This is a genomic window from Bacteroides sp. AN502(2024), from assembly GCF_041227145.1.
GTDB lineage: Bacteria > Bacteroidota > Bacteroidia > Bacteroidales > Bacteroidaceae > Bacteroides.
Genome location: NZ_JBGFSP010000003.1, coordinates 940,182 through 965,833, shown reverse-complemented (window position 1 = coordinate 965,833; position 25,652 = coordinate 940,182). Strand labels below are relative to the sequence as shown.

Sequence of the window (25,652 nt, the reverse complement as noted above, 5' to 3'; positions counted from 1 at the left end):
TTCGCAAATTTACGAATGTTTCGTAAATTGTCAATAACTAGCCGGTTAATAATTGCAAATGTGTAAATTTTGCAAGAATATTTGGATCGTATGGTTGCTCGGAAATCATTTAAGCATAAAAAAGACCGGATGAACATTCTTTTATATAGTCACTATTTAATAACCTTTATACAAAAAAATGGCCTCTCAAGAATTTTTATATAAAATAAATGAATTATATTTGCGGCTGCAAAATATACGTTAAAATACGAAAGGGTGCGTTTCAATACTTTAATCGGTTGCGAATAATTCCCTCGCACTTTAACATAACTATTAATTAATAATGCCAACCAAAAGGGAAGAGGAAGGCAAACTAAAAAATGAATGATATGAAAAAAGGGTTGATTTTTGTGCTATTTGCACTGGTTTCTATCGTTTCTTATTCTCAGATTTCTTGGAATGCCAAAGTGGGAATGAACATGAGCAATCTTTCAGGTTTGGAGGAAAGTTCAATGAAAGTAGGTTTCAATGTTGGTGTTGGAATGGAATATCAGTTCACAGAAATGTGGTCTATTCAACCATCTTTGATGTTTTCTGCGAAAGGAGCAAAACAGGATTTTAGCCAGAATGGCGAAAAATATGAATCTACTTATAGTCCGATGTACTTGGAATTACCTATCATGGCTGCTGCAAGATTTGCAGTTGCAGAGAATCAGAATATTGTAGTTAAAGCTGGTCCATATCTTGCATATGGTATTGGAGGTAAGGTTAAAAATAGCTGGTCTGATGGTGAGGAAAGTGCTGAAGTTAAGTATGATATCTTCAAGGATACTAAAGATGAAGATGGCGATATTTACGCTGCTGCTAAGAAATTTGATTTGGGTATTGGAGTCGGTGTTGCTTATGAAATAAACAAATTCTTTGTAGACTTGACTGGTAGCTTTGGATTGACCAAACTTTGTGATGGTATTAATGCTAAAGGAGAAAAAACAAGCGTGAAGAACATGAACTTCTCTATTGGTGTAGGCTACAAGTTCTAAACTTATTATACTCTCTTTATAATAATCTTTAAAACCCCTCGTTCCATACTCTCTTGGAACGAGGGATTTTTTTATCCCTCTTTTGTGGTCCTGACTTATTAAATGAGGCTGTCCAACAAATCCTATTTTAACGATTTTTACACACCCTCGACTTCTAATTGCTGAGACCTGTTAGACAGCCTTTTGTCTTCTTCTCTTTTAACTCTTTGTATCTCTCTATTACATGTTTGCGACTCATCAGTATTTGCCAGCGGTATACCCAACAAGTGGTAAGGAAATAAATACCAGCTTGTAACCATAAAGCTTTGTATTCAAAAGCGACTTCACTGAGAGTGGCTCCCATATTGTTGATTTTTACAAAGCCGTTAATTCCAAACGTTGAGGGGAAGATGTAGGATATATACTTCCAAAAAGGAGGAATAGCTGCTCCCGGCCAGGAAATACCGGAAATAAATAGCAAGGGGACTGATGTGAATACAAAAATCAGCATACACGTTTCCCGGTTACGAATGGCAATAGAAGCTGTCATCGCAAAGAAAATACAAGCCGCAAGATAGGGAACAACGAACAACAGTAACGAACCGGGTTGCCCGATTTGGTTGAGGCTAAACAATCTTGGAACTACATAAAGTACATAAAAGGCTACCAGTATGTAAATCAGGAAATAACTCAACCCTTTTCCTAACACAATTCGTAAAGTTCCGTTGTAATGACGGTTCATCGGTACAAGATCCTTAAATCTATTGTTCTCACGAGCTGTGCCTGCTGCGAGACCGATGCCGAGCAACAATGTCTGTTGGATGATCAATACCAATACAGCAGGAATCAGGAAAGCGGCGAATCCGGCAGTAGGGTTGAAGATGGAGATTTCTTCATATTCTATCGGATAGGCGGTGATTTCATCCTGACGGTCGGTCGTGTTTCCGCTACGTACAATTTTGATATCCCTGTTCATATCCAGAGAAACGGCAGTGTTGGCAAGCAGCATCGATTTATAATACAACAATCCACTCATATCGCAATAGATGCTCACTTGTGTCTGTTTTCCTTTGGCGATATTGTCACTGAAATCCGAAGGGATATAAATGATACCATACGCACGCCGGTTCTTCAGCATTTGTTTGGCTTCTTCCATATCGGCACAGTAAGAGACGATTTGAATATCGGGCGTGGCATCTACCTTGCGCAGATATTCACGACTCAGAGATGAATGTGAATCGTCTACAACAACAGCGGGAACTTCACGCACTACTTCGTTGTCATAGATGAAACTATACAGCAACGGATAACCTAACGGGACGAGTATAAAGAATATCAGTACACCCTGGTCGCGGAAAGTTGTCTGAAACTCCCGCTTCCAGATATAAAACAGGTCATTGATGCCTTGGGCTATCTTATCTTTTAATTTTATATCTTTCATTTAGGGTATATATTTATAGTAAACCAATGCCTCCTTCAGGCGATGTATCACAAAGAAGGGGAGCATCATAAATATTAATAGTGCCATATAGTTGCTCCATGAGTAAGCCATGCTATATCCGTTGAGCGCTTGATCGACATAAATAAGGAAGTAATGCCGCAACGGGAATAGATTACTCAAAGCCTGTAAAACAGGATGCATGGCCATGACCGGGAATGAAAAGCCGGAAATGGAAAATGATATGACTCCCCATAAGGAAGCGAAACTTAATCCGAGGCGTAGGGTCGGCAGGGTTCCTATCATGACAATGCCACAACATTGAGAGGCCAGTACGAGGCACAGCGTGGCAAATATCATCGGGAATATGCCGCTGTTGCAAGGAAAATGCAGGAATCCATACAGGTATACATTATAAAATATCCCCATGATAAAAAAGATTACAGTGTGGGGTAGCAATTTCCCCGTCAATGCAATGTAAATGGAGCTGTTGCTCATCCGTAACCATTCGCGGGCAGTACGATCCTTGATTTCCACACCGATCGAATAAACGGTAACCATAAATATCAATAGCATGAGTACCCCCGGTATCATTGTATTGCATAAGTATACCGAGTAGTTCAGCCACGGATTATTTAGTGGATGTGTATCAATTACAATCGGTTGCAGATAGGCCATAGCCTGCTCCTCCGTAGCACCTTTGGCATACAGCATTGTCCGGGCGGCAGCTCCGGAGGTGAGTTCTCCCATCATTTTCATGTCTCTGAACAATAGGGAGCCTGCAATCAGATAGGAATAATTGGTGTAAAAGGAGATTGTCGGCTGCCGTTGGCTCTGTGCCTCTGCCGATAAACCTTTAGGGAGGTAGAAGAATCCATAGATTTTTCCCTCTTGCATGGCGATACGTGCATCCGTCACATTACTATAATGAGCTACAACCCCTGTCTGTGAAAAAGCATCCAGATTGCGGACAATGTTACGGGAAGTAGACGAATCATCCATGTCGACTACTCCCGCAGGAAGGTCCTTTGGGAGTCCCGAATCCATCAAAGTGGTGAAGAATATATAGCAAAACAGTGGGGCGATGACCATGCAGAAGAGGTAGAGCGGACGTGATACCAATCGCCGGCACTCTCTTTGCATGACCTGCCACAAAGCCATATATTTCTTTTTTCTCTCTCTCATGGTTACTTGTCAATGATAACGGACATACCCGGACGGAGATTTTCCACTTTCTCTACCGGCGAAGCCTTCACTTCGAATGTTTTCAGATCGAACTGTCCGGTTGTTTTGGTTGCTTTCCAGGCTGCATAAGTGCCCAAATCTTTCAGATAATATACTTTGAGTCGGATTTCTTTATTATCCAGAGCAGGAATGACCGCTTTGAACTCCGAGCCCATCGTCAGATTCTTGAGCAGATCTTCGCGTACATTGAATGTTACCCACATATCGTTGAGTTCTGCAATATTCATGATAGGAGCACCGGTACCCACCAGTTCGCCTGCCTTCGGGAAGATCTCTGAGACTTCTCCCGCAGCCGGAGCGATCAAATAAGTCTCCTTTATATACGATTCAACTTCGGCAACAGCTCCTTTCGCCCGGTTTACCAAAGCTTCCGCAGCCATCTTGTCTTCACGTTCCGCTCCGTTTTTCGCCATGGTATATTGTGCTTTGGCTGCCTTTTCTGTAGCAATACTTGCATCCCGTTGTGCAGTCACTTCATCTAACTTCTGTGCTGGCATCACTCCCTGCTCGTAGAGATTCTTGATACGTTGATATGATTTTTCGGCAATGGTAACACCCGCTTGGGCTTTTTGCCACATTTCATAAGCCGCCTGGATTTGTTCCTCCCGTGCGCCTTTGATTGCCTTTGCATTTTGTGCTTGTGCAGCTGCTTCAGCAGCACGTGCCTGTTCCATTTTTGCTATCACTTCAGGGGCTTCCAAAATGGCCAGCGTATCTCCGGCATTAACACTTTGCCCTTCTTTCACACGAAATTCCAGTATACGCCCCGGAACTTTACTTGAAACGCGATATTCGGTCACTTCAGCCTGTCCCTGTATTATTTCAGGACCTTTGCGGAGCATGAAGAAACCAACGACAGCAACGATTGTTATAACTCCCAGCAGAGTAAGAAATGCAAGCAGCATATTGCTATTTTGTGATTTTATAGGTGCCATATTATTTGATTATAAATGATTTCAATTATTTCAGTGTTCCCAAAGACTTCTTCAGATAAATCTCCGTCAGCTTCACATCTATTTGTGCGTCGATCTTTTCCGAATGAGCAGACAACCACGCAGTTTGTGCTTCAAGAACATTGCTGGTGGCAATCACTCCTTCTTTAAAACCAAGTGTTGCATAGCGTAGATTTTCTTCCGCTTTTTCCATATTTTTAGAGGACATCACCAGTTTCTTACCGGCTTCTTTTACCTTGAATGCAGCCTGGTTGACCTGTAACTCTATTTTTTCACGTGCATCCTGAAGCTGATATTGGGCAATGCGGGCTTCGGCCTTTGCCGCTCTGGTTTTATAAATACCTTCTCCCCAGTGCCATATCGGTATTTGTACCATCACTCCCACATTCCACATACCTTTGAATTTGTTTTCAAAGCTGTTGAAGACAGAAGGATTGGTTACCATGTAATTGCCCATCAATGCGATAGATGGAAGATGCTCCGCACGGGTTACATTTACTTTCTGTTTATAAATCTGTGTCGCCAATTCGAGGCTTCGTATTTCCGGACGATTCTCATAAGCGGTGGATAGATCGAAATGAGGGTCCGTTGTCAGTAATGGAATATCTTCCATATTTTCATCTGCCAGCGTGATGGGAGAGCTGAGATCTATTCCACATAGTTGGCACAACAACATTCGTGCAAGACTCAATCCGTCCTCCACTTTAGTCAGTGTCATTTCCGCTTCATTTACCTTAACACGTACAGACAGACCATCTGCTTTGGTGGCTACTCCTTCATTGATCATTTTCTCGACATCGCTGTCCAGCTGTTGCAAAAGCTTTAAATAACCTTCCGCCAATTTCTTTTTATTAACCAGTGAAATAACTTGCCAATAAGCCTGATCTGTGCTCATGATTACTTCCTGCATGCCACCGTGACGTTGCTCTTGGGCCAACTCTTCGGCATACTTTGTTATTTTGTTGTATGCCCGGATTTTTCCACCCATGTATAAAGGTTGTGTCAATGTGATGGCGCCAGCATAGACATTTCGGGTGTCTGTGCGGAGTGCATCCACGAAAGAGTTTCCCGCCTGATCGAGAGCGGGCAGCACCACTCCCAGTTTTCCGCTTAGGGAGGAAATCAGGGGTGCCAAGTCCGGGTGTGCTGTCGCAATCTCGGTGGCAGCTTGTTGGATGGGACCGGCCAGATTCGTTCCTAATCCCGAAAGCGCGGCTTTCTGGTCATTGTTTAATAGTGAAAACTCTTTCTGGTTTCTCATGTAAGCTCCGGTTGCCGAGAATTTAGGCAGATAATTTGTAAATGCAGCTTTCCGTTGATAATGAGCAGCATTTATTTTTTCATTGCTTATCAACAAATCTTTGTTGTTGGCAAGAGCTAATGCACGGCAACTATCCAGACTTAGTAAGTTCTGCGCTTTTCCTATAAAAGCGAGACTTGACAAAATTGTCAAAAGAAAGACTTTTTTCATTGCATCTTGCGTATATTAATAAGATAATACTTCTATTTTAAATAACCCTGTTCTTATGCGATTTGTTTATTGGAGCGGTCCGTTTGTTTGAACTTGTTGGCCTCGACAATAATTGCATAAACAACGATGCAAATGTATGCGCTTTCTATGAGAACTCAAAACGAATTAGCTTTTTTTAGAAATATAGTGAGGATAGATTCTGTTGAAAAGAAAGAAGGCCGTCCCTCATCGTGAAGAACAGCCTTTCTTGATATATACAGTAAGGGGATTAATTACAAAGCACCGACCTCTTTCAAAGCAGCGTTGGTTCCGTGAACAGCTTTTGCACTAGCTGCGAACTTCGCTTTTTCGTCTTCGTTCAGGTTCAGTTCAACGATTTTTTCGACACCGTTTTTGCCAAGGATTACAGGAACACCGATGCAAAGATCTGATTCACCGTATTCGCCTTCCAATAAAACTGAACAAGGAATCATCTTCTTTTGGTCGTGAAGGATAGATTCAACTACGAATGCTCCTGCCGCACCCGGTGCATACCATGCGGAAGTTCCCAGCAATTTGGTCAGTGTGGCTCCACCTACCATTGTAGCGGCAGCAACTTCTTCCAATTTTTCTGCAGAAATGAAGTTAGCTACAGGCATACCTTTGTAAGTAGCGAAGCGAGTCAAAGGAATCATCGTAGTATCACCGTGACCACCGATAACCATACCTTCCACTTCATTGGCGTTGCAACCGATAGCTTGAGACAAGAAATATTTGAAGCGAGAGCTATCCAGAGCGCCACCCATACCGATCACACGGTTCTTCGGTAAGCCCAGAGCTTTCAATGCCAAATAAGTCATTGTATCCATCGGGTTAGAGATAACAACAATGATTGCATCAGGAGAATATTTTAACAGGTTTTCCGCTACCGATTTAACGATACCGGCGTTCACACCGATCAGTTCTTCACGAGTCATACCCGGTTTACGAGGAATACCTGAAGTAATCACAACAACGTCAGAGTTAGCAGTCTGAGCATAGTCGTTCGTGCAGCCTACCAATGTAGTGTCGAAGCCCAGCAATTGAGCTGTCTGCATCATATCCATTGCTTTACCTTCTGAAACGCCTTCTTTAACGTCCAGCATTACTACTTCGTCTGCTACTTCATTAAAAGCAAGTACATTTGCACATGTAGCACCTACGTTACCTGCGCCTACTACGGTTACTTTTGACATAATACTATCTATTTAAAAAGTTGATAATTTGTTTTCTCTTTTTAGCGCGACAAAATTACAACGATAATCCTAATTAAAGAAATTTTTCCGTAATAATTTTAGTTAAAGGTCTAACTTTCCCATAATATAATAGGTAGGATGAAAAGCAAGGGCAAGAGAAGCTGTTTTTTTATCATTGCTTGCCTATCCGGATTTACTTCGTTCGCTACCCTTACTTCGTTTGACTATAGTTATACGCAAGGATAACTATAGTCTCCCTTGCGTATAACTATAGTTATCCGAAAGGGAGACTATAGTATAACGAAGTAATAATAGGCAATGAAATTAATAATAGTAGGCAGAGGAATAAGTAAAGAGCGTATCTTGGTAGAGAATCTTAAGTACGTAGCGGAATGTATTCCGGGATTGATATTTCATCCTCTCTACCTTTGAAGAAAAAGGAGGATTACGAACGAATATCCTTGGGTTGTAATGACGCCTGCTGGTTTAGGTTGGTTGATAGGGTGATTAGTTAAAATTACATGGATTGGCAGGGAGTTATAAAAAACTCTCTGCTTTTCTGCTTGACTTCTGTCACGAAATGATTACTTTTGCGCACGTTATCAATTCACAACTGAAACTATGAATAAAAAAAGCCTTCTTATTGCGGCCGTGGCTGTCTTGGTGATAGCTATGATTGGTGTTACTTATTTATTGTTTACCGAGAAACAAGCTAACCGGGAGTTAGTGCAGGAATTCCAATTAGATAAGGAAGAACTGGAAAACGAATATACCCGTTTTGCACAACAATATGATGAGTTAAAGATGACGATCTCTAATGACTCTTTATCTCAATTACTGGAGCAGGAACAATTGAAAACTCAACGTCTCCTGGAAGAACTTCGTACGGTGAAAAGCTCGAATGCAACGGAAATCCGTCGTTTGAAAAAAGAATTGGCTACTTTGCGTAAGGTGATGATTGGTTATATAAACCAGATTGACTCATTGAATAAACTGACTGCACAACAGAAACAAGTCATAGCAGAAGTGACCCAAAAATATAATCAGGCTTCACAGCAAATCAGTAATCTTTCCGAAGAAAAGAAGAACCTGAGTAAGAAAGTGACGCTGGCAGCGCAGTTGGATGCAACTAATATTCGTGTTGAACCACGCAACAAACGTGGTAAAATAGCGAAGAAAGTGAAAGATGTGGTAAAATTCGCTATCAGTTTCACGATCGTGAAGAATATAACTGCTGAAAACGGTGAACGTACCCTTTATATCCGCATCACTAAACCGGATAACGATGTACTGACCAAGAGTGCATCCGATACGTTCTCCTATGAGAACCGTACTTTGACTTACTCTATCAAGAAGTATATCGAATACAATGGTGAAGAACAACCTGTAAATGTATTCTGGGATGTAGAAGAATTCCTGTATGCCGGAAACTATCGTGTGGATATTTTCGAAGGGGGAAATCTGATTGGTTCGCAGACGTTTACGTTAAACTAAATTGTTGCGTGTTACCACTGTCGTGAGTGGCATGACGTATTTATCGTCTTCCGTCTGCTCCCCACATCATTTTACTGCGGAGCGTATCGAAAAAGATATGATTATAGCGTTTCACCACTCTTACACTGTAATCCGCCTTCCGAATCTTGAGTTGAGTTGTTTCTTTGCAAGTTTCGCTTCGTCCGTCAATGGCGACAAGGAAGTTATGGCTCCGGCTTTCCACATCCAGTGTGATTTCCCAATCGTCACGGATAACGATGGGGCGGACGTTGAGGCTATGCGGAGCTACCGGCGTAATGGCGATGGTACTGGAATGGGGAACGATAATCGGACCGCCTACACTCAAAGAGTAAGCCGTGGAACCGGTAGGAGTGGCAATCACCAGTCCATCAGCCTGATACGTGTTCAGGTACGCGCCATTGATTGCTGTCCGAATGCTAATCATGGATGAGCTGTCCCGTTTAAGGATGGCTATTTCATTGAGGGCACAAGGAGAGTCTTGGAGATGTGTGTCTTCACAGAACAGTTGAAGTACGCTCCGTTCCTCCACGCTATATCTGCCGGCCCGGATCTCATTAAATGTTTCTTCCATTTCCTCCGGGGAGATATCTGCCAGAAACCCCAGTCGCCCTGTATTAATTCCCAAAATAGGGATCCCTTTTCTTCCTACGCGGCGGGCAGCTTTCAGAAATGTGCCGTCGCCTCCGATACTGATTACCATATCGGCTGTAAAATCATCACCGTCGAATAAGTGATCGACCTCTATTCCCATTTTTAGATCGGTAGTCAGGAACTGATAGAATTCCCTGTACATACAAATCTCCGCCCCTTGTTCTTTTAAAAGTTTAAACAGGGTGACAGCATGAGCAGACTTTTTAGCCTGATAAGTATTTCCGAAAATGGCAAATTTCATAAGCAATATCATTAGTTCAGCATGCAAATTTGGCATTTTTTCTTGGATTTCTGCTTTAAATAACCCAAAAAGAGTAGAGAAAGCGTTTCGTATTATTAGGCAACTAATAATAATATTTGTATTTTTGCGGCAAATATAACGTAGAACTATGACTAAATTAAGTGTAAACATAAACAAGGTCGCTACACTGAGAAATGCTCGCGGAGGAAATGTGCCCGATGTAGTAAAGGTGGCGCTTGATTGTGAATCTTTTGGGGCAGACGGCATCACTGTTCATCCCCGCCCTGACGAACGCCATATTCGTTGTTCGGATGTATATGATCTGCGTCCTCTGTTGCGGACTGAATTCAATATCGAAGGTTATCCGTCCCCGGAGTTTATAGACTTGGTGTTGAAAGTAAAACCTCATCAGGTTACTTTAGTTCCAGATGATCCTTCACAGATCACCTCCAACTCCGGTTGGGATACCAAAGCAAATCAGGAATTTCTGACGGAAGTTCTCGATCAGTTTAACAGTGCCGGTATTCGCACGTCCGTTTTTGTGGCGGCCGATCCTGAAATGGTGGAATATGCAGCAAAAGCAGGGGCGGATCGTGTCGAACTGTATACCGAACCTTATGCAACGGGGTATCTAAAGAATCCGGAAGCTGCCATCGCTCCTTTTATTGAAGCTGCGAAGAGTGCCCGTAAACTGGGTATCGGATTGAACGCCGGTCATGATTTGAGTCTGGTGAATTTAAATTATTTATATAAAAACATTCCTTGGGTGGATGAAGTGTCTATCGGGCATGCATTGATTAGCGATGCACTGTATCTGGGGCTCGAACGTACCATTCAGGAATATAAAAGCTGTCTACGCTCATGAATGCAATGATCTTGTTAGCCCAAGGGGCTATGAATATGGCTGACTCACTGGCTACTGCCAACCCCGTGCTGACGGAGGTAAATGCTCCTGAAATGAACATGCTTGATATGGCTGTCAAGGGGGGATGGATTATGGTTTTGTTGGGGGTGCTGTCGGTTATCTGTTTCTATATCCTGTTTGAACGTAACTACATGATCCGCAAAGCTGGAAAAGAAGACCCTATGTTTATGGAACGGATTAAAGACTATATTCATAGTGGAGAGATCAAAGCGGCGATTAACTATTGCCGTACGATGAATACACCTTCGGCACGTATGATAGAAAAAGGAATCAGCCGCCTGGGACGTCCTATTAACGATGTGCAGGTAGCTATTGAGAATGTGGGTAATATTGAAGTTGCGAAGCTGGAGAAAGGACTGACTGTTATGGCAACTATTTCCGGAGGTGCTCCGATGCTCGGATTTCTCGGTACGGTGACGGGTATGGTACGTGCATTCTACGAAATGGCGAATGCCGGAAGTGGGAACATTGATATCACCTTGCTTTCCGGAGGTATCTATGAAGCTATGATTACGACGGTCGGTGGTCTGATTGTCGGTATCATCGCTATGTTTGCCTACAATTATCTGGTGATGCTGGTAGACCGTGTGGTAAATAAAATGGAATCTCGTACAATGGAGTTTATGGACTTGTTGAACGAGCCTGCAAAATAATTGGCAGATGGGATTAAAAAGAAGAAATAGAGTATCGCCCAATTTCAGCATGGCTTCCATGACGGACGTCATCTTCCTGTTGCTGATATTCTTTATGATAACCTCCACGGTGGTGTCGCCTAATGCCATCAAGGTATTGTTGCCGCAAGGCAAGCAGCAGACTTCGGCCAAACCGCTGACAAGGGTGGTTATCGATAAAGACCTGAATTTCTATGCCGCTTTCGGCAATGAGAAAGAGCGGCCGGTGGCGTTGAACGATCTGACCTCATTCCTGCAGAGCTGCGCGGAGAAGGAACCGGAAATGTATGTGGCACTGTATGCGGATGAATCGGTGCCTTACCGTGAGATTGTAAGGGTATTGAACATTGCAAACGAGAATCATTTTAAGATGGTGCTGGCTACCCGCCCGCCCGAAAATAAATAAGAAACAATGGACAGAAGAAAAAAGGGTGAATACATAGGAGCGCTGGGTGCACTGTTGGTGCATATGGCAGTGATTGCTCTTTTGATTCTGGTGAGTTTTACTGTCCCCCAACCGGATGAGGATGCGGGTGGAGTGCCTGTGATGCTGGGAAATGTAGACACAGCGAGTGGTTTCGATGATCCCTCTCTGGTAGACGTGGATATCATGGATCAAGATGCGGCAGCACCCGCGGAAACAGCACCGGATCTTCCTTCGGAACAGGATTTATTGACGCAGACTGAAGAGGAAACAGTGACTCTGAAACCTAAGACGGAAGAACCGAAAAAAGAAACGGTGAAATCTAAAGAGGTGGTCAAGCCGAAAGAACCGGTGAAGAAGCCCGAAAAAACGGAAGCGGAAAAAGCCGCGGAGGCGAAACGACTGGCAGAAGAAAAAGCGGAGCGTGAACGTAAGGCTGCCGAAGAAGTTGCCAGAAAGAGGGTGGCCGGTGCGTTTGGAAAAGGAGCACAGATGACAGGAAATAAAGGAACAGCAGCCGGTGGCACGGGAACTGAAGGTCGCAAGGAGGGGAACTCTTCTACCGGAGCGAAAACCGGAACCGGTGGTTATGGAACATTTGACCTTGGCGGACGTTCTTTAGGTACGGGTAGTCTGCCGAAACCTGTATATAACGTGCAGGAAGAAGGGCGTGTAGTGGTGAATATCACAGTGAATCCTGCAGGACGAGTGGTGTCGACCAGCATTAGCCCTCAAACGAATACTGTAAATTCCGCTTTACGTAAGGCGGCGGAGGATGCAGCTAAGAAAGCCCGTTTTAATACAATCGATGGAGTGAGTAACCAGACAGGGACAATCACTTATTATTTTAACTTGAGATAGTATCATTAACCAAATATATATGCATTATGGGAACTGTATACGCTTTTTTTGCAGATGGTTTTGAAGAAATTGAGGCCTTTACTGCTATTGACACGTTGAAACGTGCCGGACTGAATGTCGAAATTGTATCCGTTACACCGGATGAAATTGTAGTGGGAGCGCATGATGTATCTGTTCTTTGCGATATTAATTTCGAGAATTGCGATTTCTTCGATGCTGGACTTTTGTTGTTGCCGGGAGGAATGCCGGGAGCTGCTACACTTGACAAGCACGAAGGGTTGCGTAAAGTGATTCTTGATTTTGCAGCAAAAGGTAAACCCATTGCTGCCATTTGTGCTGCTCCGATGGTGCTGGGTAAACTGGGGTTGCTGAAAGGAAAGAAGGCTACCTGTTATCCGGGGTTTGAACCATATCTGGATGGTGCCGAATGTGTAAATGCACCTGTTGTACGTGATGGAAATATCATTACGGGTATGGGACCGGGGGCTGCTATGGAATTTGCCTTGGCAATCGTCGACCTGTTGGTAGGTAAAGAAAAAGTAGACGAGCTGGTAGAAGCGATGTGCGTTAAACGCTAAACTGCCCATGAAGAAATATGTAATCATTGTCGCCGGTGGAAAGGGCTTGCGAATGGGAAGTGATCTCCCCAAACAATTCCTTCCCATAGGTGATAAACCGGTGTTGATGCATACGCTGGAAGTCTTCAGGAGATATGACGAGACGCTTCAAATCATATTGGTACTTCCGCAGGAGCAACAGAGTTTCTGGAAGCAACTTTGCGATAAACATCATTTTACGGTGAAACATCTCCTTGCGGAAGGAGGGGAAACACGTTTCCATTCCGTAAAGAATGGTTTGGCACTGGTGCAAGAACCGGGACTGGTGGGAGTGCATGATGGGGTACGCCCGTTTGTTTCAGTAGAAGTGATTCGCCGATGTTATGAGTTGGCAGAGGTGCAAAAAGCCGTGATTCCTGTGGTGGATGTGGTAGAGACGCTTCGTCATTTGACAGCTACAGGAAGTGAAACAGTCAGCCGGATTGATTATAAACTGGTACAAACACCGCAAGTGTTTGATGTCAAGTTGCTGAAACAAGCCTATGCCCGGGAATTTACCCCCTTCTTTACAGATGATGCTTCCGTTGTGGAAGCGATGGGAGTGCCTGTTTATTTGGCGGAAGGCAACCGTGAAAATATAAAAATAACAACTCCTTTCGATTTAAAAGTGGGGAGGGCTCTTTTATAAATGTTCGATTTAGCCACACGCGACATAAAATTTATCTCCGGTGTAGGCCCTCAAAAAGCCGCTGTATTAAATAAGGAGCTGGAAATCTACTCTTTACACGATTTAATTTATTATTTCCCTTATAAATATATTGACCGGAGCCGCATCTATTACATTCATGAAATAGATGGCAATATGCCGTATATCCAGTTGAAAGGAGCAATCCTCGGTTTCGAGACCTTTGGTGAAGGACGACAACGCCGTCTGACTGCGCATTTTTCGGATGGCACAGGAGTCGTGGATTTGGTTTGGTTCCAAGGCATAAAGTATATCTTGGGAAAGTATAAACTTCACGAGAAATATATCATTTTCGGTAAACCGACTGTTTTCAACGGACGTATCAATGTGGCGCATCCCGATATCGATAAGCCGGATGATTTGAAACTTTCCTCGGTGGGGTTGCAGCCTTATTATAGTACGACGGAGAAGATGAAACGCAGTTTCCTCAACTCTCACGCGATTGAGAAGATGATGGCTACAGTGATTCAGCAGATACAGGAGCCTTTGCCTGAAACACTTTCTCCCAAGTTGCTGAAGGAGCATCATTTGATGCCTTTGACGGAAGCGCTCCGGAATATCCATTTCCCGACCAATCCCGATCTCCTCCGTCGAGCACAATACCGTCTTAAGTTTGAAGAACTGTTTTATGTTCAGTTAAACATTCTCCGATATGCCAAAGACAGGCAGAAAAGGTATCGTGGATACCTATTTGAGAAAGTGGGAGATGTGTTCAATACATTTTATACCAAGAATCTCCCTTTCCAACTGACGGGTGCCCAGAAACGGGTATTGAAAGAGATACGGAACGATGTCGGCAGTGGCAGGCAGATGAATCGCCTTTTGCAGGGAGATGTAGGAAGCGGAAAAACACTGGTTGCCTTGATGAGTATGTTGCTGGCATTGGATAATGGGTATCAGGCTTGTATGATGGCACCTACCGAGATCCTGGCAAACCAGCATTATGAGACAATCAAAGAACTGCTTTTCGGCATGGATATCCGTGTCGAGTTATTGACGGGTTCTATTAAAGGAAAAAGGAGAGAAGCGATTCTGACCGGATTGTTGACCGGAGATGTGCATATATTAATAGGTACACATGCCGTTATCGAAGATACTGTCAATTTTTCTTCTTTAGGTTTCGTTGTGATTGATGAACAGCATCGTTTTGGCGTGGCCCAACGTGCCCGCCTTTGGAGTAAGAATAGTCAACCTCCACATGTGCTCGTGATGACTGCTACCCCGATTCCACGTACTTTGGCAATGACATTGTATGGGGACTTGGACGTGTCTGTTATCGATGAACTCCCACCCGGAAGAAAACCGATTACTACCATTCATCAATTCGACAATCGCCGGGAAAGCATGTATCGTTCGGTACGTAAGCAGATCGACGAAGGGCGCCAGGTTTATATTGTCTATCCGCTGATTAAAGAGAGCGAGAAGATTGATTTGAAGAATCTTGAAGAAGGGTATCAGCATATTTTGGAAGCGTTCCCGAAGTGTACGGTTTGTAAAGTGCATGGTAAAATGAAACCAGCTGAGAAAGATGAGCAAATGCAGCTTTTTGTTTCGGGCAAAGCGCAGATTATGGTGGCTACCACCGTTATCGAAGTGGGGGTCAACGTTCCGAATGCTTCCGTGATGATTATCGAAAATGCAGAACGGTTCGGGCTTTCGCAGTTGCATCAGTTGCGTGGCCGGGTAGGACGTGGAGCGGAACAGTCGTATTGTATTCTGGTAACGAGTTATAAGTTGACGGAGGACACCCGGAAACGATTGGAAATCATGGTGCGCACTAATGATGGTTTCGAAATAGCCGAGGCTGATCTGAAATTGCGTGGTCCCGGAGATCTTGAAGGTACGCAGCAAAGCGGCATCGCTTTCGATTTGAAGATTGCGGATATTGTTCGCGACGGGCAACTGTTACAATACGTTCGCGCCATAGCTGAAAATATTGTGGAGCAAGACCCTGCGGCACAGAATCCCGAGAATGAAATTTTGTGGCGCCAGCTTAAGGCTTTGCGGAAAACGAATGTTAACTGGGCTGCCATAAGTTGAAAAACGGTTAAACATGCAGCTTGTTTACGTAAATGTGTTGCAAAACATGTTTTGCCTCTATCCTCCCTATTTATAGGCGTTTAATGCTCCGAAAGCCTTCTCTTTTCGTACTAAGCGTCTGAAAAATAGTTAATAATCCTTTTGCCTTTTCATCGGAAAATACTACCTTTGAGGGAATTTTTTAGTAAATGTATTGTTTAACCATTAGTAAAGTCGAGTATTATGCTTGAAAAAACGCTGGTCATTTTAAAACCGTGTACCCTTCAACGGGGATTGGTTGGTGAGATTACTCATCGTTTTGAACGTAAAGGATTACGGTTGGCTGGCATGAAGATGATGCAACTGACTGATGAATTGTTAAGCGAACATTATGCTCACCTTAGCTGCAAACCTTTTTTTCAGCGTGTGAAAGATTCGATGATGGCAGCTCCTGTCATTGTCTGTTGTTTTGAAGGTGTGGATGCTATCCAGACTGTCCGTATGTTGGCGGGACCGACGAATGGACGTTTAGCTGCCCCGGGCACTATTCGTGGGGATTACAGTATGAGCTTTCAAGAGAATATCGTTCATGCTTCCGATTCTCCGGAGACTGCAGCTATTGAATTGACGAGATTTTTTAAACCGGAAGAGATATTCGATTACAAGCAGGCAACATTTGACTACCTGTACGCGAACGACGAATATTAATTGAATTGACGAAGAACGAATGAATTTTAGCATTATTAAAACAGGATTAGTCGTTGTTGCGGCGATGGTCAGCCTGAGCTCTTTCTCGCAAGACCTGATTGCCCGTCAAGCACCGATAGACAAGAAATTAAAATCAGTAGACTCTTTGGCATTGCAGAGGCAAATCCGTGCCGAACAGTCCGAATATCCCGCCCTAAGTCTTTATCCAAACTGGAACAATCAGTATGTGCATGCTTACGGAAATGCCATTATCCCTGAAACGTATACAATCGACCTGACGGGTTTTCACATGCCGACTCCAAGTACAAAAATAACTTCGCCTTTCGGTCCTCGTTGGAGAAGAATGCATAATGGGTTGGACTTGAAGGTGAACATAGGTGATACTATCGTAGCAGCTTTTGACGGTAAAGTACGTATTGTGAAATATGAGCGTAGAGGATATGGAAAGTATGTCGTTATCCGTCATGATAATGGATTGGAAACAGTGTATGGCCATTTGTCAAAGCAATTGGTGGAAGAAAACCAACTGGTGAAAGCCGGAGAAGTAATCGGGCTGGGTGGTAATACTGGACGTTCTACGGGGTCGCATCTTCATTTCGAAACCCGTTTCTTGGGAATTGCCATTAATCCGGTTTATATGTTCGACTTCCCGAAACAGGATATCGTTGCCGATACTTATACGTTCCGCAAAGCAAAAGGTGTAAAACGTGCCGGTTCTCACGATACCCAAGTGGCTGATGGCGCTATTCGTTATCATAAGGTGAAGAGCGGTGATACATTGTCCCGTATTGCTAAGTTGCGTGGTGTATCAGTCAGCACACTTTGCAAACTGAACCGTATCAAACCGACTACCATTTTGCGTATCGGACAGGTTTTGCGTTGTTCATAAGAAATATAGCTTATAAAACAGTAATACAATATTTTTAGAAGAGGGCACTTTAATATAATTTAGAGTGCCCTCTTTCTGTTTTTACTTAATTATTGTTACCTTTGCGCACTATTTGGAAGAAGATGAAAGATACCAAGCAACAATTTGAACATGTCATCGCTTTGTGCCGTGACCTATTTTCCAAGAAGCTGCACGATTATGGGCCTGCATGGCGTATCCTGCGTCCGGCTTCGGTGACTGACCAGATTTTTATTAAAGCCAATCGGATTCGTAGTATTGAAACTAAAGGGGTGACTTTGATTGACGAGGGAATCCGTGCCGAGTTTATTGCGATTGTCAATTATGGTATTGTCGGACTTATCCAGTTGGAACTGGGGTATGCCGAATCTGCCGACATCAGCAATGAAGAAGCGATGGCTCTATACGATAAGTATGCAAAAGAGGCATTAGAACTTATGCTTGCCAAAAACCATGATTATGATGAAGCTTGGCGGAGTATGCGTGTCAGCTCGTATACCGATTTGATCTTGATGAAGATTTACCGTACCAAGCAGATTGAGACCCTGGCCGGTAACACATTGGTGTCTGAGGGGGTCGATGCCAATTATATGGATATGATTAATTACTCTGTTTTCGGACTGATTAAGATAGAATTTGAAGGATAAGAACTTACATATCATTCAGAAGGTAGCAGCGAATGTCTGTCGTTTTCTTTTGGCAGCATCGTTCATCTTTTCCGGATTTGTAAAGGCCGTTGATCCACTGGGGTTCCAGTATAAGATACAGGATTATCTGACCGCATTCGGAATGGCTTCCTGGTTTCCTTCATTCTTCCCTTTGTTGGGAGGAATCACCTTATCAGCCGTTGAATTTTTTATTGGTATCTCCTTGTTCTTTGCTATCAGAAGAACGCTGGCTACTTCATTGGCTTTGATGCTGATGATTTTCATGACACCACTGACTTTGTATCTTGCCATCTTTGATCCGGTTTCGGACTGCGGTTGTTTTGGCGATGCCTGGGTGTTGACGAACTGGGAAACATTCGGTAAGAATATCATTCTGTTGCTTGCGGCAATAATGGTTTTCCTTCACAAGAAGATGCTGATTCGTTTTATCAGTGTGAAGATGGAGTGGCTGGTTTCTCTTTATACGCTGTTTTTTGTGTTTACCTTGTCGTTCTATTGCCTGGACCGTCTGCCGGTTTTAGATTTTCGCCCTTACAAGATCGGAAAGAATATTCCGGAGGGGATGACAATGCCCGAAGGAGCTAAACCAAGCGTATATGAAACCATCTTTATCCTGGAGAAGGAGGGAGAGAAGAAAGAATTTACGTTGGAGAACTATCCGGATAGTACCTGGACATTTGTCGATACGCGTACCATCCTTAAGGAAAAAGGATATGAGCCGGCTATTCATGATTTCTCTATGATAGATCTGAATACGGGCGAAGATATCACAGAAGATGTACTGACGGATATGGGATATACTTTTCTGTTGGTTACACATCGGATTGAAGAGGCGGATGATAGTAACATTGATTTGATTAATGAGATATATGACTATTCGGTGGAGCATGGCTATAATTTTTATTGCCTCACTTCTTCATCGGAGGAACAGATAGAATTGTGGAAGGACAAGTCGGGAGCCGAATATCCTTTCTGTCAGATGGATGATATTACATTGAAGACGATGGTTCGTTCTAATCCGGGATTGATCTTGATTAAGAACGGAACAATTCTGAATAAATGGAGTGATGAGGATATACCGGATGAATACGTACTGACGGACAAACTGGAAAATCTGCCGATAGGAAAGCAGAAAATGAGCAGCGACGCTCATACCATAGGATATGTCTTCTTGTGGTTTGTTATTCCATTGTTGTTAGTGCTTGGGGTGGATGTGCTGGTCGTTCGCCGTCGGGAACGGAGAATCGCGAAGCGGCAGCAACAAGAAGAGATGAAAATCAAAGAACCGGAAGAAAATAATCAAGGAGTAGAAGAACAAGAAGAAAAAAAATAAATGATAACGAGCGACCCTCTGTAACGAGCACTAACCTGAATCGTTTCAATGGTCAATCGTGAAATCGTCGATTTATTAACCCTTTAAAATAAAAAACAAAATGAGAAAGAACATTGTTGCAGGAAATTGGAAAATGAACAAAACCCTTCAAGAGGGTATCGCTTTGGCTAAAGAACTGAACGAAGTACTGGCTAACGAAAAGCCTAACTGTGATGTGATCATCTGTACTCCGTTTATCCACCTGGCTTCTGTTACTCCCTTGGTAGACGCTGCTAAGATTGGTGTAGGTGCTGAAAACTGTGCAGACAAAGCATCAGGTGCTTATACAGGTGAAGTTTCTGCTGAAATGGTTGCTTCTACTGGTGCAAAATATGTAATTTTAGGACACTCTGAGCGTCGTGCATATTATGGTGAAACAGTTGCTATCCTTGAAGAAAAGGTAAAATTGGCTTTGGCTAACGGCCTGACTCCGATTTTCTGTATCGGTGAAGTGCTGGAAGAACGCGAAGCTAACAAGCAGAACGAAGTGGTTGCTGCACAGATGGAATCTGTATTCTCTCTGTCGGCTGAGGACTTCTCTAAAATTATATTGGCTTACGAACCGGTTTGGGCTATCGGTACAGGCAAAACTGCTTCTCCTGAACAAGCACAGGAAATCCATGCTTTCATCCGTTCTATCATAGCTGACAAGTATGGCAAAGAAATCGCAGACAATACTTCTATTCTTTACGGTGGCAGCTGCAAACCTTCTAACGCTAAAGAACTGTTCTCTAACCCGGATGTGGATGGCGGTCTGATTGGTGGTGCTGCTTTGAAAGTATCTGATTTCAAAGGCATCATTGATGCTTTTAACGTATAATTAACTTTCACCGCAGATTCATGGATTAATACAGATTTTGATTGGATGGAGTTAATCTGTGCTAATCTGTGAAATCTGTGGTGAATTATCTCCTTATCAAATGAGAAAGCTAGCTTTACTTACTTTGTTGTTGGTATTGGCAGTTGTCGGTGTACAGGCACAGAACATTGTCAAAAGTCTGGAACGCAATGTCCCGGGACAAGGAAAGGTGACTATTCATCAAGATCCCCGTATTGAGGCTCTGATAGGGATGGAACGTCCTGCAACAGGTGAACAGAAAGTAATAAAGACTTCCGGGTTCAGAATACAGGCGTATGCCGGAAACAATACTCGTCAGGCGAAGAATGAGGCTTATCATGTGGCATCACGCGTGAAAGAGTATTTTCCTGAATTGACGGTATATACTTCGTTCAATCCACCTCGTTGGCTTTGTCGCGTAGGTGATTTCCAGAGCATTGAAGAGGCGGACGCAATGATGCGTCGGTTGAAAGCTACCGGTGTGTTTAAAGAGGTATCCATTGTAAAAGACCAGATCAATATTCCTTTATAATTATATTATGTTAGAAAAAGAAGAAATTGTTTCTCCGAATCTGGAGGAGTTGAAGAGTCATTATCGTAGTATTATAACTTTATTGGGTGAAGATGCCGAAAGGGAAGGGCTGCTGAAAACTCCGGAACGGGTGGCTAAGGCGATGTTAAGTCTGACGAAAGGGTATCACATGGATCCCCATGAGGTGCTTCGCTCTGCTAAATTCCAAGAAGAATATAGCCAGATGGTGATTGTGAAAGATATCGATTTCTTCTCTCTTTGCGAACATCATATGTTGCCATTCTACGGGAAGGCGCACGTGGCCTATATTCCTAACGGTTATATCACAGGGTTGAGTAAAATAGCCCGTGTAGTCGATATATTCTCTCACCGCCTGCAGGTGCAGGAACGCATGACGTTGCAAATCAAAGAGTGTATCCAGGAAACACTGAATCCACTGGGTGTAATGGTAGTTGTGGAAGCCAAACACATGTGTATGCAGATGCGTGGTGTGGAAAAACAAAACTCTATTACTACTACTTCAGATTTTACCGGGGCTTTCAATCAGGCAAAGACTCGTGAAGAGTTTATGAATCTCATTCAGCATGGGACTTTGTAGAGAAAACTGGTAAGAAATGCAGCTTTGTTCCGGCATCGATGAGGACATGTCTCGGCACCGATGAGGAATCATCGCAAAACAACCCTGTCTCCCAAACGTTTTGCCAGGATGCTTTGCACTGTTCTCAACTCATTATAGCGTTGCATGAGTGAGTTGCATTTTTCATTGTCATGGGCAAGAGCAGGATCTTGCAAAGCATAAAGCATGTGTTTCAATTCCTCCGTTACGATTGCGTATTTAAAATTAATCATTAACATTGGAACCAGTTCATAGAGGCGTTCTTCATCTGTAACAATTTTCTGTGACTTGGAGTGATATTTACTAAGCTGATAACGCACATTAATCAAGTCTACACTCAATTTACTGATCACCGGATCAGGATGTGCCAAGAAATAACGCTCGGCAATGAAATTGGGATCGTGCATGTGTTCGACAGCTTCCGATAACATTTGGCGGTGTAGTGGATTATGGAAGGCTAGCTCGTCCCCTTTCAAATCATTAACCACATATTCTATGACGGTCACCGGAGTTTCGTTTCCTTCTTCGTCCGTCAGGTTACACATGATTTTTTCTCCATAACGAACTACCGCTTGCAATATCAGTCGTTCGAATTTGTAAAATTCTTGCCCTTCCTTTCCTTCTTGGGGGATAAAAGAATCATAGTTGTCTTCCTGCAAAGTGGGAGGCACCTCTGTATACCCTCCATCCACTTCTGGAGACAACGGAATATCTCCGTTAGGCATTGGAGCATTTTCAGAAGGAGTAGTCTCTTGCGACATTATAGCTGTTCTTTCAGCCATCCGGCGTTCCCGTTCCGTTTGTTCAGCCCGTTTTTCTGCTTGAGTTTCCCGTCTTTTCGCAACTTCCGATACCAGCAATTTATCTTCTACATGAAGTAGTTGCGCACATTCTTTGATATAGACATCTCTAATGATCGCTTCCGGGATGACAGAAATACTTTGCACCAGGTTACCTATTAGTTCCGCACGCTTGATGGGATCTTTTCCTGCATCCTCCAGCAGCAAGTTTGTTTTGAAGCGGATAAAATCCGTTTCATGTTCCGAGATAAAGGCTTGAAATTCCGTAGAGTTATGTTTGCGGGCAAAAGAGTCCGGATCGTCCCCATCGGGAAGAAGACAGACTTTGATATTCATACCTTCCTCCAATAACATATCAATTCCCCGGATAGAAGCCTTGATACCTGCCGCATCACCGTCATAAAGCACAGTCATGTTGTTGGTGAACCGGTGAATCATACGGATTTGTCCCGGTGTAAGCGCTGTTCCCGAAGAAGCAACCACATTCTCTATGCCGGATTGATGCATGGAGATTACATCCGTATACCCTTCAACCAAAAAGCAGCGGTCTTGTTTTACAATCGCCTGCTTAGCAAAATAGATACCGTATAACTCATTACTTTTATGATAGATTTCCGATTCGGGTGAGTTGACGTATTTAACTTTAACCCCTTTCGTTGCACTGGCAAGTACACGTCCTCCAAAAGCCACCACTTTACCGGAAAGCGTATGGACAGGGAAAATAACACGTCCCCAGAAACGATCCCGTAACCGGTGGTCGTCCGTTTCGTAGCAAAGTCCGGTTTTTACCAGATACTCTTTCTTATATCCTTTTTGTACGGCCTCTTTAGCGAATGCATCGTGGCTTTCGGTACAGTAGCCTAATTGGAATTTTTCAATAATGTCGTCGCGAAAGCCACGGTTACGGAAATAAGCCATACCGATACTACGGCCGTCTATATGATTCTTTAGTATATTCTGGAAATAATCGCGTGCAAAGTTGTTGACGATAAACAGACTTTCGCGTTCGCTTTGCACCAACTTCTCTTCATCGCTTAATTCCCGTTCCTTGATTTCAATATTGTATTTCTTGGCAAGGTACCTTAATGCTTCCGGATAAGACATTTGCTCATGCTCCATAATGAAGTGCACGGCATTTCCACCTTTTCCACAAGCAAAACATTTGCATAATCCTTTGGCGGGAGAGACATAAAAAGAAGGAGTCTTATCATCATGGAACGGGCATAAACCGACATAATTGACTCCACGTTTGCGTAGGGTGACAAAATCCGAAACGACATCCATAATTTGTGCCGCGTCTAATATCCGGTCTATGGTAACTTGATCTATCATTCTTTCTCTTGTGAATCCGTTTTGCGGATACAAAGGTACATATAAAAAAATCCCCTGCAAAGCACTTTTTTACAGGGGATCGTTAAATCTTATCTATGCCAATACGGATTATTTAATCTTTTCCCGGATTTTTGTCAGATACATTTTCATTCCTTCCGCATCTTTTTTTTCAATGATCTCGAGAAGATTCTTCAACTCCGTGCGGATATTGGCTACTTGACCCGGAGTGCGTGGATTGAACAGAATTTCCTGAAGCAGGTAGTCATCTTCGCTTAATAGGCCTTTGGCAATTGCCATGTGTTTTTTGAACGTAGTTCCCGGAGCTTCCTGATGCTTCATCACGGCAGCGAATACGAAAGTAGATACGAACGGAATAGAAAGCGAGTAGGCTACTGTTTCGTCGTGTTCGTCGAACGTATATTCGAAGATGTTCAAACGCAATGTCTGATAGAGGTCTTTGAAGAATATTTTTCCCAGGTGGTCGCCTTCACTGATGATGATGGCATTCTCGTTGCTTAGATTGCTAAGACTGGCGAAAGTGGGGCCGAACATCGGGTGGCTGGAGACGTAGCGGAAACCACTATCTTCATAGAACTTCTTCAGTCCTGTTTTCACAGAGGCAATGTCGCTAATGATACAATCTTTGGGTAATACAGGTAGAATGTTGCGAAAGGCATCCAACGTGTACTTCACTGTTACAGCATTGATAACCAGTTCCGGTTCAAATTCTTTAATCTCCTCCAATGTGGTGAATCGATACGTGTTATAAACAAAGCGCAACTGGTGCGGGTTGACGTCGAACACGGCCGTTTCGTGTTGAAAGCTCAATATATCAGTAAAGAAAGAGCCCATTTTACCGGCTCCAAGGATTAATATTCTCATCATGTTTATTTATTAATAATTTCCATCTGTTGACGAACCGATTCTTCGTGGATGGCTTCGAAGATCTTCTTCATAAACTCGCTGTCCATACCGCATTGTTCGGCCTGTGCGCCACGTTTTTCCAGAATCTCATTGTAACGTCCGGCTTGGAGAACGGTGATTCCATGCTCCTTTTTGTAGGTGCCGATTTCGCGGGCTATTCGCATTCTTTTTGATAGTTCCTGAATGATATTGTCGTCACATTCGTCAATTTGTTTACGGAGTTGTACCAGACTTTCCGTAGATTGCGTTTCAGTACGGATTACCAGCAGATTGAGGATATAGTCGAGTACGTCCGGAGTAACCTGTTGAGAAGCGTCGCTCCAGGCACAATCCGGGTTGCAGTGACTTTCTATGATCAGACCGTCGAAGTTCAAGTCCATTGCTTGTTGGCAAAGCGGAGCTACTAATTCGCGTTTGCCACCGATATGGCTCGGATCACAGAAAATCGGAAGATTAGGGATGCGACGGCGCAGCTCGATCGGAATATGCCATTGGGGAAGATTGCGGTAGAGCTTCTTGTCATAGCTGCTGAACCCACGATGGATAGCACCCAGACGTTTTAAACCGGCGTTGTGGATACGTTCCAGTGCTCCGATCCATAATTCGAGATCCGGGTTCACCGGGTTCTTAACCAATACGGGGATATCAACCCCTTTTAGCGCATCAGCGATTTCCTGTACGGCGAAAGGATTGGCAGTGGTACGTGCACCTATCCAGAGAATATCGATTCCCGCTTTCAGACATTCGTAAACATGTTTAGCTGTTGCTACCTCCGTAGAAACATACATTCCTGTTTCTTTCTTCACCTCTTTCAACCAGGCAAGGCCTTCTACACCGATACCTTCGAAACCTCCTGGTTTGGTGCGTGGTTTCCAAATACCGGCACGATATATCTTCTGTCCTTTGACAGCCAGCTGTTTGGCTGTATCCATTACTTGTTCTTCTGTTTCTGCGCTGCAAGGGCCGGCAATGACAATCGGTCTTTTAGCTTCAATGCCCGGTAATAAAATTGATTCGAGTTCCATAT

The 25,652-nt window shown here is 43.5% G+C and carries 25 protein-coding genes; 16 read left to right on the top strand and 9 right to left on the bottom strand.

Annotated elements, in window-relative coordinates:
• Positions 1-368 precede the first annotated feature (368 nt).
• Complete coding sequence (locus tag AB9N12_RS03780) at positions 369-1,019, top strand: porin family protein (RefSeq protein ID WP_369889817.1); 651 nt, start codon at positions 369-371, stop codon at positions 1,017-1,019.
• 154 nt (positions 1,020-1,173) lie between these two features.
• On the opposite strand, the gene AB9N12_RS03775 is transcribed toward AB9N12_RS03780, so the two are convergent.
• The 5 genes from AB9N12_RS03775 to mdh all read right to left on the bottom strand — a co-directional run bounded on the left by AB9N12_RS03775 (position 1,174) and on the right by mdh (position 7,319).
• Positions 1,174-2,439 carry an ABC transporter permease gene (locus AB9N12_RS03775; protein ID WP_369889814.1) on the bottom strand — a complete coding sequence of 422 codons (1,266 nt, stop codon included), beginning with the start codon at positions 2,437-2,439 and terminating at the stop codon, positions 1,174-1,176.
• Positions 2,440-3,621 carry an ABC transporter permease gene (locus AB9N12_RS03770; RefSeq protein WP_369889812.1) on the bottom strand — a complete coding sequence of 394 codons (1,182 nt, stop codon included), beginning with the start codon at positions 3,619-3,621 and terminating at the stop codon, positions 2,440-2,442. It abuts the gene before it with no gap.
• 2 nt (positions 3,622-3,623) lie between these two features.
• Positions 3,624-4,616: an HlyD family secretion protein gene (locus AB9N12_RS03765; RefSeq protein ID WP_369889810.1), complete on the bottom strand. Its 993-nt coding sequence runs from the start codon at positions 4,614-4,616 to the stop codon at positions 3,624-3,626.
• Between the two features lie 25 nt (positions 4,617-4,641).
• Positions 4,642-6,105: a TolC family protein gene (locus tag AB9N12_RS03760; protein WP_369889807.1), complete on the bottom strand. Its 1,464-nt coding sequence runs from the start codon at positions 6,103-6,105 to the stop codon at positions 4,642-4,644.
• A 272-nt stretch (positions 6,106-6,377) separates the two neighbouring features.
• Complete coding sequence (gene mdh, locus AB9N12_RS03755; protein WP_369889805.1) at positions 6,378-7,319, bottom strand: malate dehydrogenase; 942 nt, start codon at positions 7,317-7,319, stop codon at positions 6,378-6,380.
• 621 nt (positions 7,320-7,940) lie between these two features.
• Here mdh and AB9N12_RS03750 point away from each other — a divergent pair.
• A complete protein-coding gene (locus tag AB9N12_RS03750; protein ID WP_369889803.1) occupies positions 7,941-8,813 on the top strand; it encodes a hypothetical protein in 873 nt (290 codons plus the stop codon).
• Positions 8,814-8,853: 40 nt separating this feature from the next.
• Here the strand turns inward: AB9N12_RS03750 and AB9N12_RS03745 are convergent, their stop codons facing one another.
• Positions 8,854-9,726 (bottom strand): NAD kinase, encoded by an 873-nt coding sequence (locus AB9N12_RS03745; RefSeq protein ID WP_369889800.1) that lies wholly within the window; start codon positions 9,724-9,726, stop codon positions 8,854-8,856.
• A gap of 148 nt (positions 9,727-9,874) precedes the next feature.
• On the opposite strand from AB9N12_RS03745, the gene AB9N12_RS03740 reads away from it, so the two are divergent.
• The 14 genes from AB9N12_RS03740 (at position 9,875) to folE (ending at position 21,551) form a co-directional block, all read left to right on the top strand.
• The gene (locus AB9N12_RS03740) at positions 9,875-10,591 is read left to right on the top strand and encodes a pyridoxine 5'-phosphate synthase (protein WP_369889798.1); all 717 of its coding nucleotides are present in this window, start codon (positions 9,875-9,877) and stop codon (positions 10,589-10,591) included.
• Positions 10,588-11,304: a MotA/TolQ/ExbB proton channel family protein gene (locus AB9N12_RS03735; RefSeq protein ID WP_369889796.1), complete on the top strand. Its 717-nt coding sequence runs from the start codon at positions 10,588-10,590 to the stop codon at positions 11,302-11,304. The genes AB9N12_RS03740 and AB9N12_RS03735 overlap by 4 nt, the downstream gene beginning before the upstream one ends.
• A 7-nt stretch (positions 11,305-11,311) precedes the next feature.
• Positions 11,312-11,728 carry an ExbD/TolR family protein gene (locus tag AB9N12_RS03730; protein WP_369889793.1) on the top strand — a complete coding sequence of 139 codons (417 nt, stop codon included), beginning with the start codon at positions 11,312-11,314 and terminating at the stop codon, positions 11,726-11,728.
• 6 nt (positions 11,729-11,734) lie between these two features.
• Positions 11,735-12,607 (top strand): cell envelope integrity protein TolA, encoded by an 873-nt coding sequence (locus tag AB9N12_RS03725; RefSeq protein WP_369889791.1) that lies wholly within the window; start codon positions 11,735-11,737, stop codon positions 12,605-12,607.
• Between the two features lie 26 nt (positions 12,608-12,633).
• Positions 12,634-13,185, top strand: coding sequence for a DJ-1 family glyoxalase III (locus tag AB9N12_RS03720; protein WP_369889789.1), 552 nt, complete (start codon positions 12,634-12,636; stop codon positions 13,183-13,185).
• A gap of 7 nt (positions 13,186-13,192) precedes the next feature.
• On the top strand, positions 13,193-13,852 hold the full coding sequence (locus AB9N12_RS03715; protein ID WP_369889786.1) for a 2-C-methyl-D-erythritol 4-phosphate cytidylyltransferase: 660 nt from the start codon (positions 13,193-13,195) through the stop codon (positions 13,850-13,852).
• Positions 13,853-15,949 (top strand): ATP-dependent DNA helicase RecG, encoded by a 2,097-nt coding sequence (gene recG, locus AB9N12_RS03710; RefSeq protein ID WP_369889783.1) that lies wholly within the window; start codon positions 13,853-13,855, stop codon positions 15,947-15,949. It abuts the gene before it with no gap.
• 222 nt (positions 15,950-16,171) lie between these two features.
• Positions 16,172-16,636, top strand: coding sequence for a nucleoside-diphosphate kinase (gene ndk / locus AB9N12_RS03705; RefSeq protein WP_369889781.1), 465 nt, complete (start codon positions 16,172-16,174; stop codon positions 16,634-16,636).
• A gap of 19 nt (positions 16,637-16,655) precedes the next feature.
• Positions 16,656-17,525 carry a peptidoglycan DD-metalloendopeptidase family protein gene (locus AB9N12_RS03700; RefSeq protein WP_369889779.1) on the top strand — a complete coding sequence of 290 codons (870 nt, stop codon included), beginning with the start codon at positions 16,656-16,658 and terminating at the stop codon, positions 17,523-17,525.
• A 122-nt stretch (positions 17,526-17,647) separates the two neighbouring features.
• Entirely contained in the window at positions 17,648-18,190 is a 543-nt protein-coding gene (locus AB9N12_RS03695) for a DUF1599 domain-containing protein (protein ID WP_369889777.1), read from the top strand.
• The gene (locus tag AB9N12_RS03690) at positions 18,180-19,544 is read left to right on the top strand and encodes a BT_3928 family protein (protein ID WP_369889775.1); all 1,365 of its coding nucleotides are present in this window, start codon (positions 18,180-18,182) and stop codon (positions 19,542-19,544) included. Before AB9N12_RS03695 ends, AB9N12_RS03690 begins: the two co-directional genes overlap by 11 nt.
• A 100-nt stretch (positions 19,545-19,644) precedes the next feature.
• Positions 19,645-20,403, top strand: a complete 759-nt coding sequence (tpiA, locus tag AB9N12_RS03685) for a triose-phosphate isomerase (RefSeq protein WP_369889773.1) — start codon at positions 19,645-19,647, stop codon at positions 20,401-20,403.
• 100 nt (positions 20,404-20,503) lie between these two features.
• Positions 20,504-20,953 (top strand): SPOR domain-containing protein, encoded by a 450-nt coding sequence (locus AB9N12_RS03680; RefSeq protein WP_369889771.1) that lies wholly within the window; start codon positions 20,504-20,506, stop codon positions 20,951-20,953.
• 7 nt (positions 20,954-20,960) lie between these two features.
• Positions 20,961-21,551, top strand: coding sequence for a GTP cyclohydrolase I FolE (folE, locus tag AB9N12_RS03675; RefSeq protein WP_004324710.1), 591 nt, complete (start codon positions 20,961-20,963; stop codon positions 21,549-21,551).
• 68 nt (positions 21,552-21,619) lie between these two features.
• Here folE and dnaG read toward each other — a convergent pair whose 3' ends face one another.
• The 3 genes from dnaG to AB9N12_RS03660 all read right to left on the bottom strand — a co-directional run bounded on the left by dnaG (position 21,620) and on the right by AB9N12_RS03660 (position 25,650).
• Positions 21,620-23,701, bottom strand: a complete 2,082-nt coding sequence (gene dnaG / locus AB9N12_RS03670) for a DNA primase (protein ID WP_369889769.1) — start codon at positions 23,699-23,701, stop codon at positions 21,620-21,622.
• 108 nt (positions 23,702-23,809) lie between these two features.
• Positions 23,810-24,583, bottom strand: coding sequence for a prephenate dehydrogenase (locus tag AB9N12_RS03665; protein WP_369892798.1), 774 nt, complete (start codon positions 24,581-24,583; stop codon positions 23,810-23,812).
• Between the two features lie 5 nt (positions 24,584-24,588).
• Positions 24,589-25,650: a chorismate mutase gene (locus AB9N12_RS03660; RefSeq protein ID WP_369889766.1), complete on the bottom strand. Its 1,062-nt coding sequence runs from the start codon at positions 25,648-25,650 to the stop codon at positions 24,589-24,591.
• Positions 25,651-25,652: the final 2 nt, after the last annotated feature.

What these genes read in the sequence shown, in the direction of transcription:
- AB9N12_RS03780 (WP_369889817.1), top strand. Translation starts at nt 369, where the DNA reads ATGAAAAAAGGGTTGATTTTTGTGCTATTTGCACTGGTTTCTATCGTT.
- AB9N12_RS03775 (WP_369889814.1), bottom strand. Translation starts at nt 2,439, where the DNA reads ATGAAAGATATAAAATTAAAAGATAAGATAGCCCAAGGCATCAATGAC.
- AB9N12_RS03770 (WP_369889812.1), bottom strand. Translation starts at nt 3,621, where the DNA reads ATGAGAGAGAGAAAAAAGAAATATATGGCTTTGTGGCAGGTCATGCAA.
- AB9N12_RS03765 (WP_369889810.1), bottom strand. Translation starts at nt 4,616, where the DNA reads ATGGCACCTATAAAATCACAAAATAGCAATATGCTGCTTGCATTTCTT.
- AB9N12_RS03760 (WP_369889807.1), bottom strand. Translation starts at nt 6,105, where the DNA reads ATGAAAAAAGTCTTTCTTTTGACAATTTTGTCAAGTCTCGCTTTTATA.
- mdh (WP_369889805.1), bottom strand. Translation starts at nt 7,319, where the DNA reads ATGTCAAAAGTAACCGTAGTAGGCGCAGGTAACGTAGGTGCTACATGT.
- AB9N12_RS03750 (WP_369889803.1), top strand. Translation starts at nt 7,941, where the DNA reads ATGAATAAAAAAAGCCTTCTTATTGCGGCCGTGGCTGTCTTGGTGATA.
- AB9N12_RS03745 (WP_369889800.1), bottom strand. Translation starts at nt 9,726, where the DNA reads ATGAAATTTGCCATTTTCGGAAATACTTATCAGGCTAAAAAGTCTGCT.
- AB9N12_RS03740 (WP_369889798.1), top strand. Translation starts at nt 9,875, where the DNA reads ATGACTAAATTAAGTGTAAACATAAACAAGGTCGCTACACTGAGAAAT.
- AB9N12_RS03735 (WP_369889796.1), top strand. Translation starts at nt 10,588, where the DNA reads ATGAATGCAATGATCTTGTTAGCCCAAGGGGCTATGAATATGGCTGAC.
- AB9N12_RS03730 (WP_369889793.1), top strand. Translation starts at nt 11,312, where the DNA reads ATGGGATTAAAAAGAAGAAATAGAGTATCGCCCAATTTCAGCATGGCT.
- AB9N12_RS03725 (WP_369889791.1), top strand. Translation starts at nt 11,735, where the DNA reads ATGGACAGAAGAAAAAAGGGTGAATACATAGGAGCGCTGGGTGCACTG.
- AB9N12_RS03720 (WP_369889789.1), top strand. Translation starts at nt 12,634, where the DNA reads ATGGGAACTGTATACGCTTTTTTTGCAGATGGTTTTGAAGAAATTGAG.
- AB9N12_RS03715 (WP_369889786.1), top strand. Translation starts at nt 13,193, where the DNA reads ATGAAGAAATATGTAATCATTGTCGCCGGTGGAAAGGGCTTGCGAATG.
- recG (WP_369889783.1), top strand. Translation starts at nt 13,853, where the DNA reads ATGTTCGATTTAGCCACACGCGACATAAAATTTATCTCCGGTGTAGGC.
- ndk (WP_369889781.1), top strand. Translation starts at nt 16,172, where the DNA reads ATGCTTGAAAAAACGCTGGTCATTTTAAAACCGTGTACCCTTCAACGG.
- AB9N12_RS03700 (WP_369889779.1), top strand. Translation starts at nt 16,656, where the DNA reads ATGAATTTTAGCATTATTAAAACAGGATTAGTCGTTGTTGCGGCGATG.
- AB9N12_RS03695 (WP_369889777.1), top strand. Translation starts at nt 17,648, where the DNA reads ATGAAAGATACCAAGCAACAATTTGAACATGTCATCGCTTTGTGCCGT.
- tpiA (WP_369889773.1), top strand. Translation starts at nt 19,645, where the DNA reads ATGAGAAAGAACATTGTTGCAGGAAATTGGAAAATGAACAAAACCCTT.
- AB9N12_RS03680 (WP_369889771.1), top strand. Translation starts at nt 20,504, where the DNA reads ATGAGAAAGCTAGCTTTACTTACTTTGTTGTTGGTATTGGCAGTTGTC.
- folE (WP_004324710.1), top strand. Translation starts at nt 20,961, where the DNA reads ATGTTAGAAAAAGAAGAAATTGTTTCTCCGAATCTGGAGGAGTTGAAG.
- dnaG (WP_369889769.1), bottom strand. Translation starts at nt 23,701, where the DNA reads ATGATAGATCAAGTTACCATAGACCGGATATTAGACGCGGCACAAATT.
- AB9N12_RS03665 (WP_369892798.1), bottom strand. Translation starts at nt 24,583, where the DNA reads ATGAGAATATTAATCCTTGGAGCCGGTAAAATGGGCTCTTTCTTTACT.
- AB9N12_RS03660 (WP_369889766.1), bottom strand. Translation starts at nt 25,650, where the DNA reads ATGGAACTCGAATCAATTTTATTACCGGGCATTGAAGCTAAAAGACCG.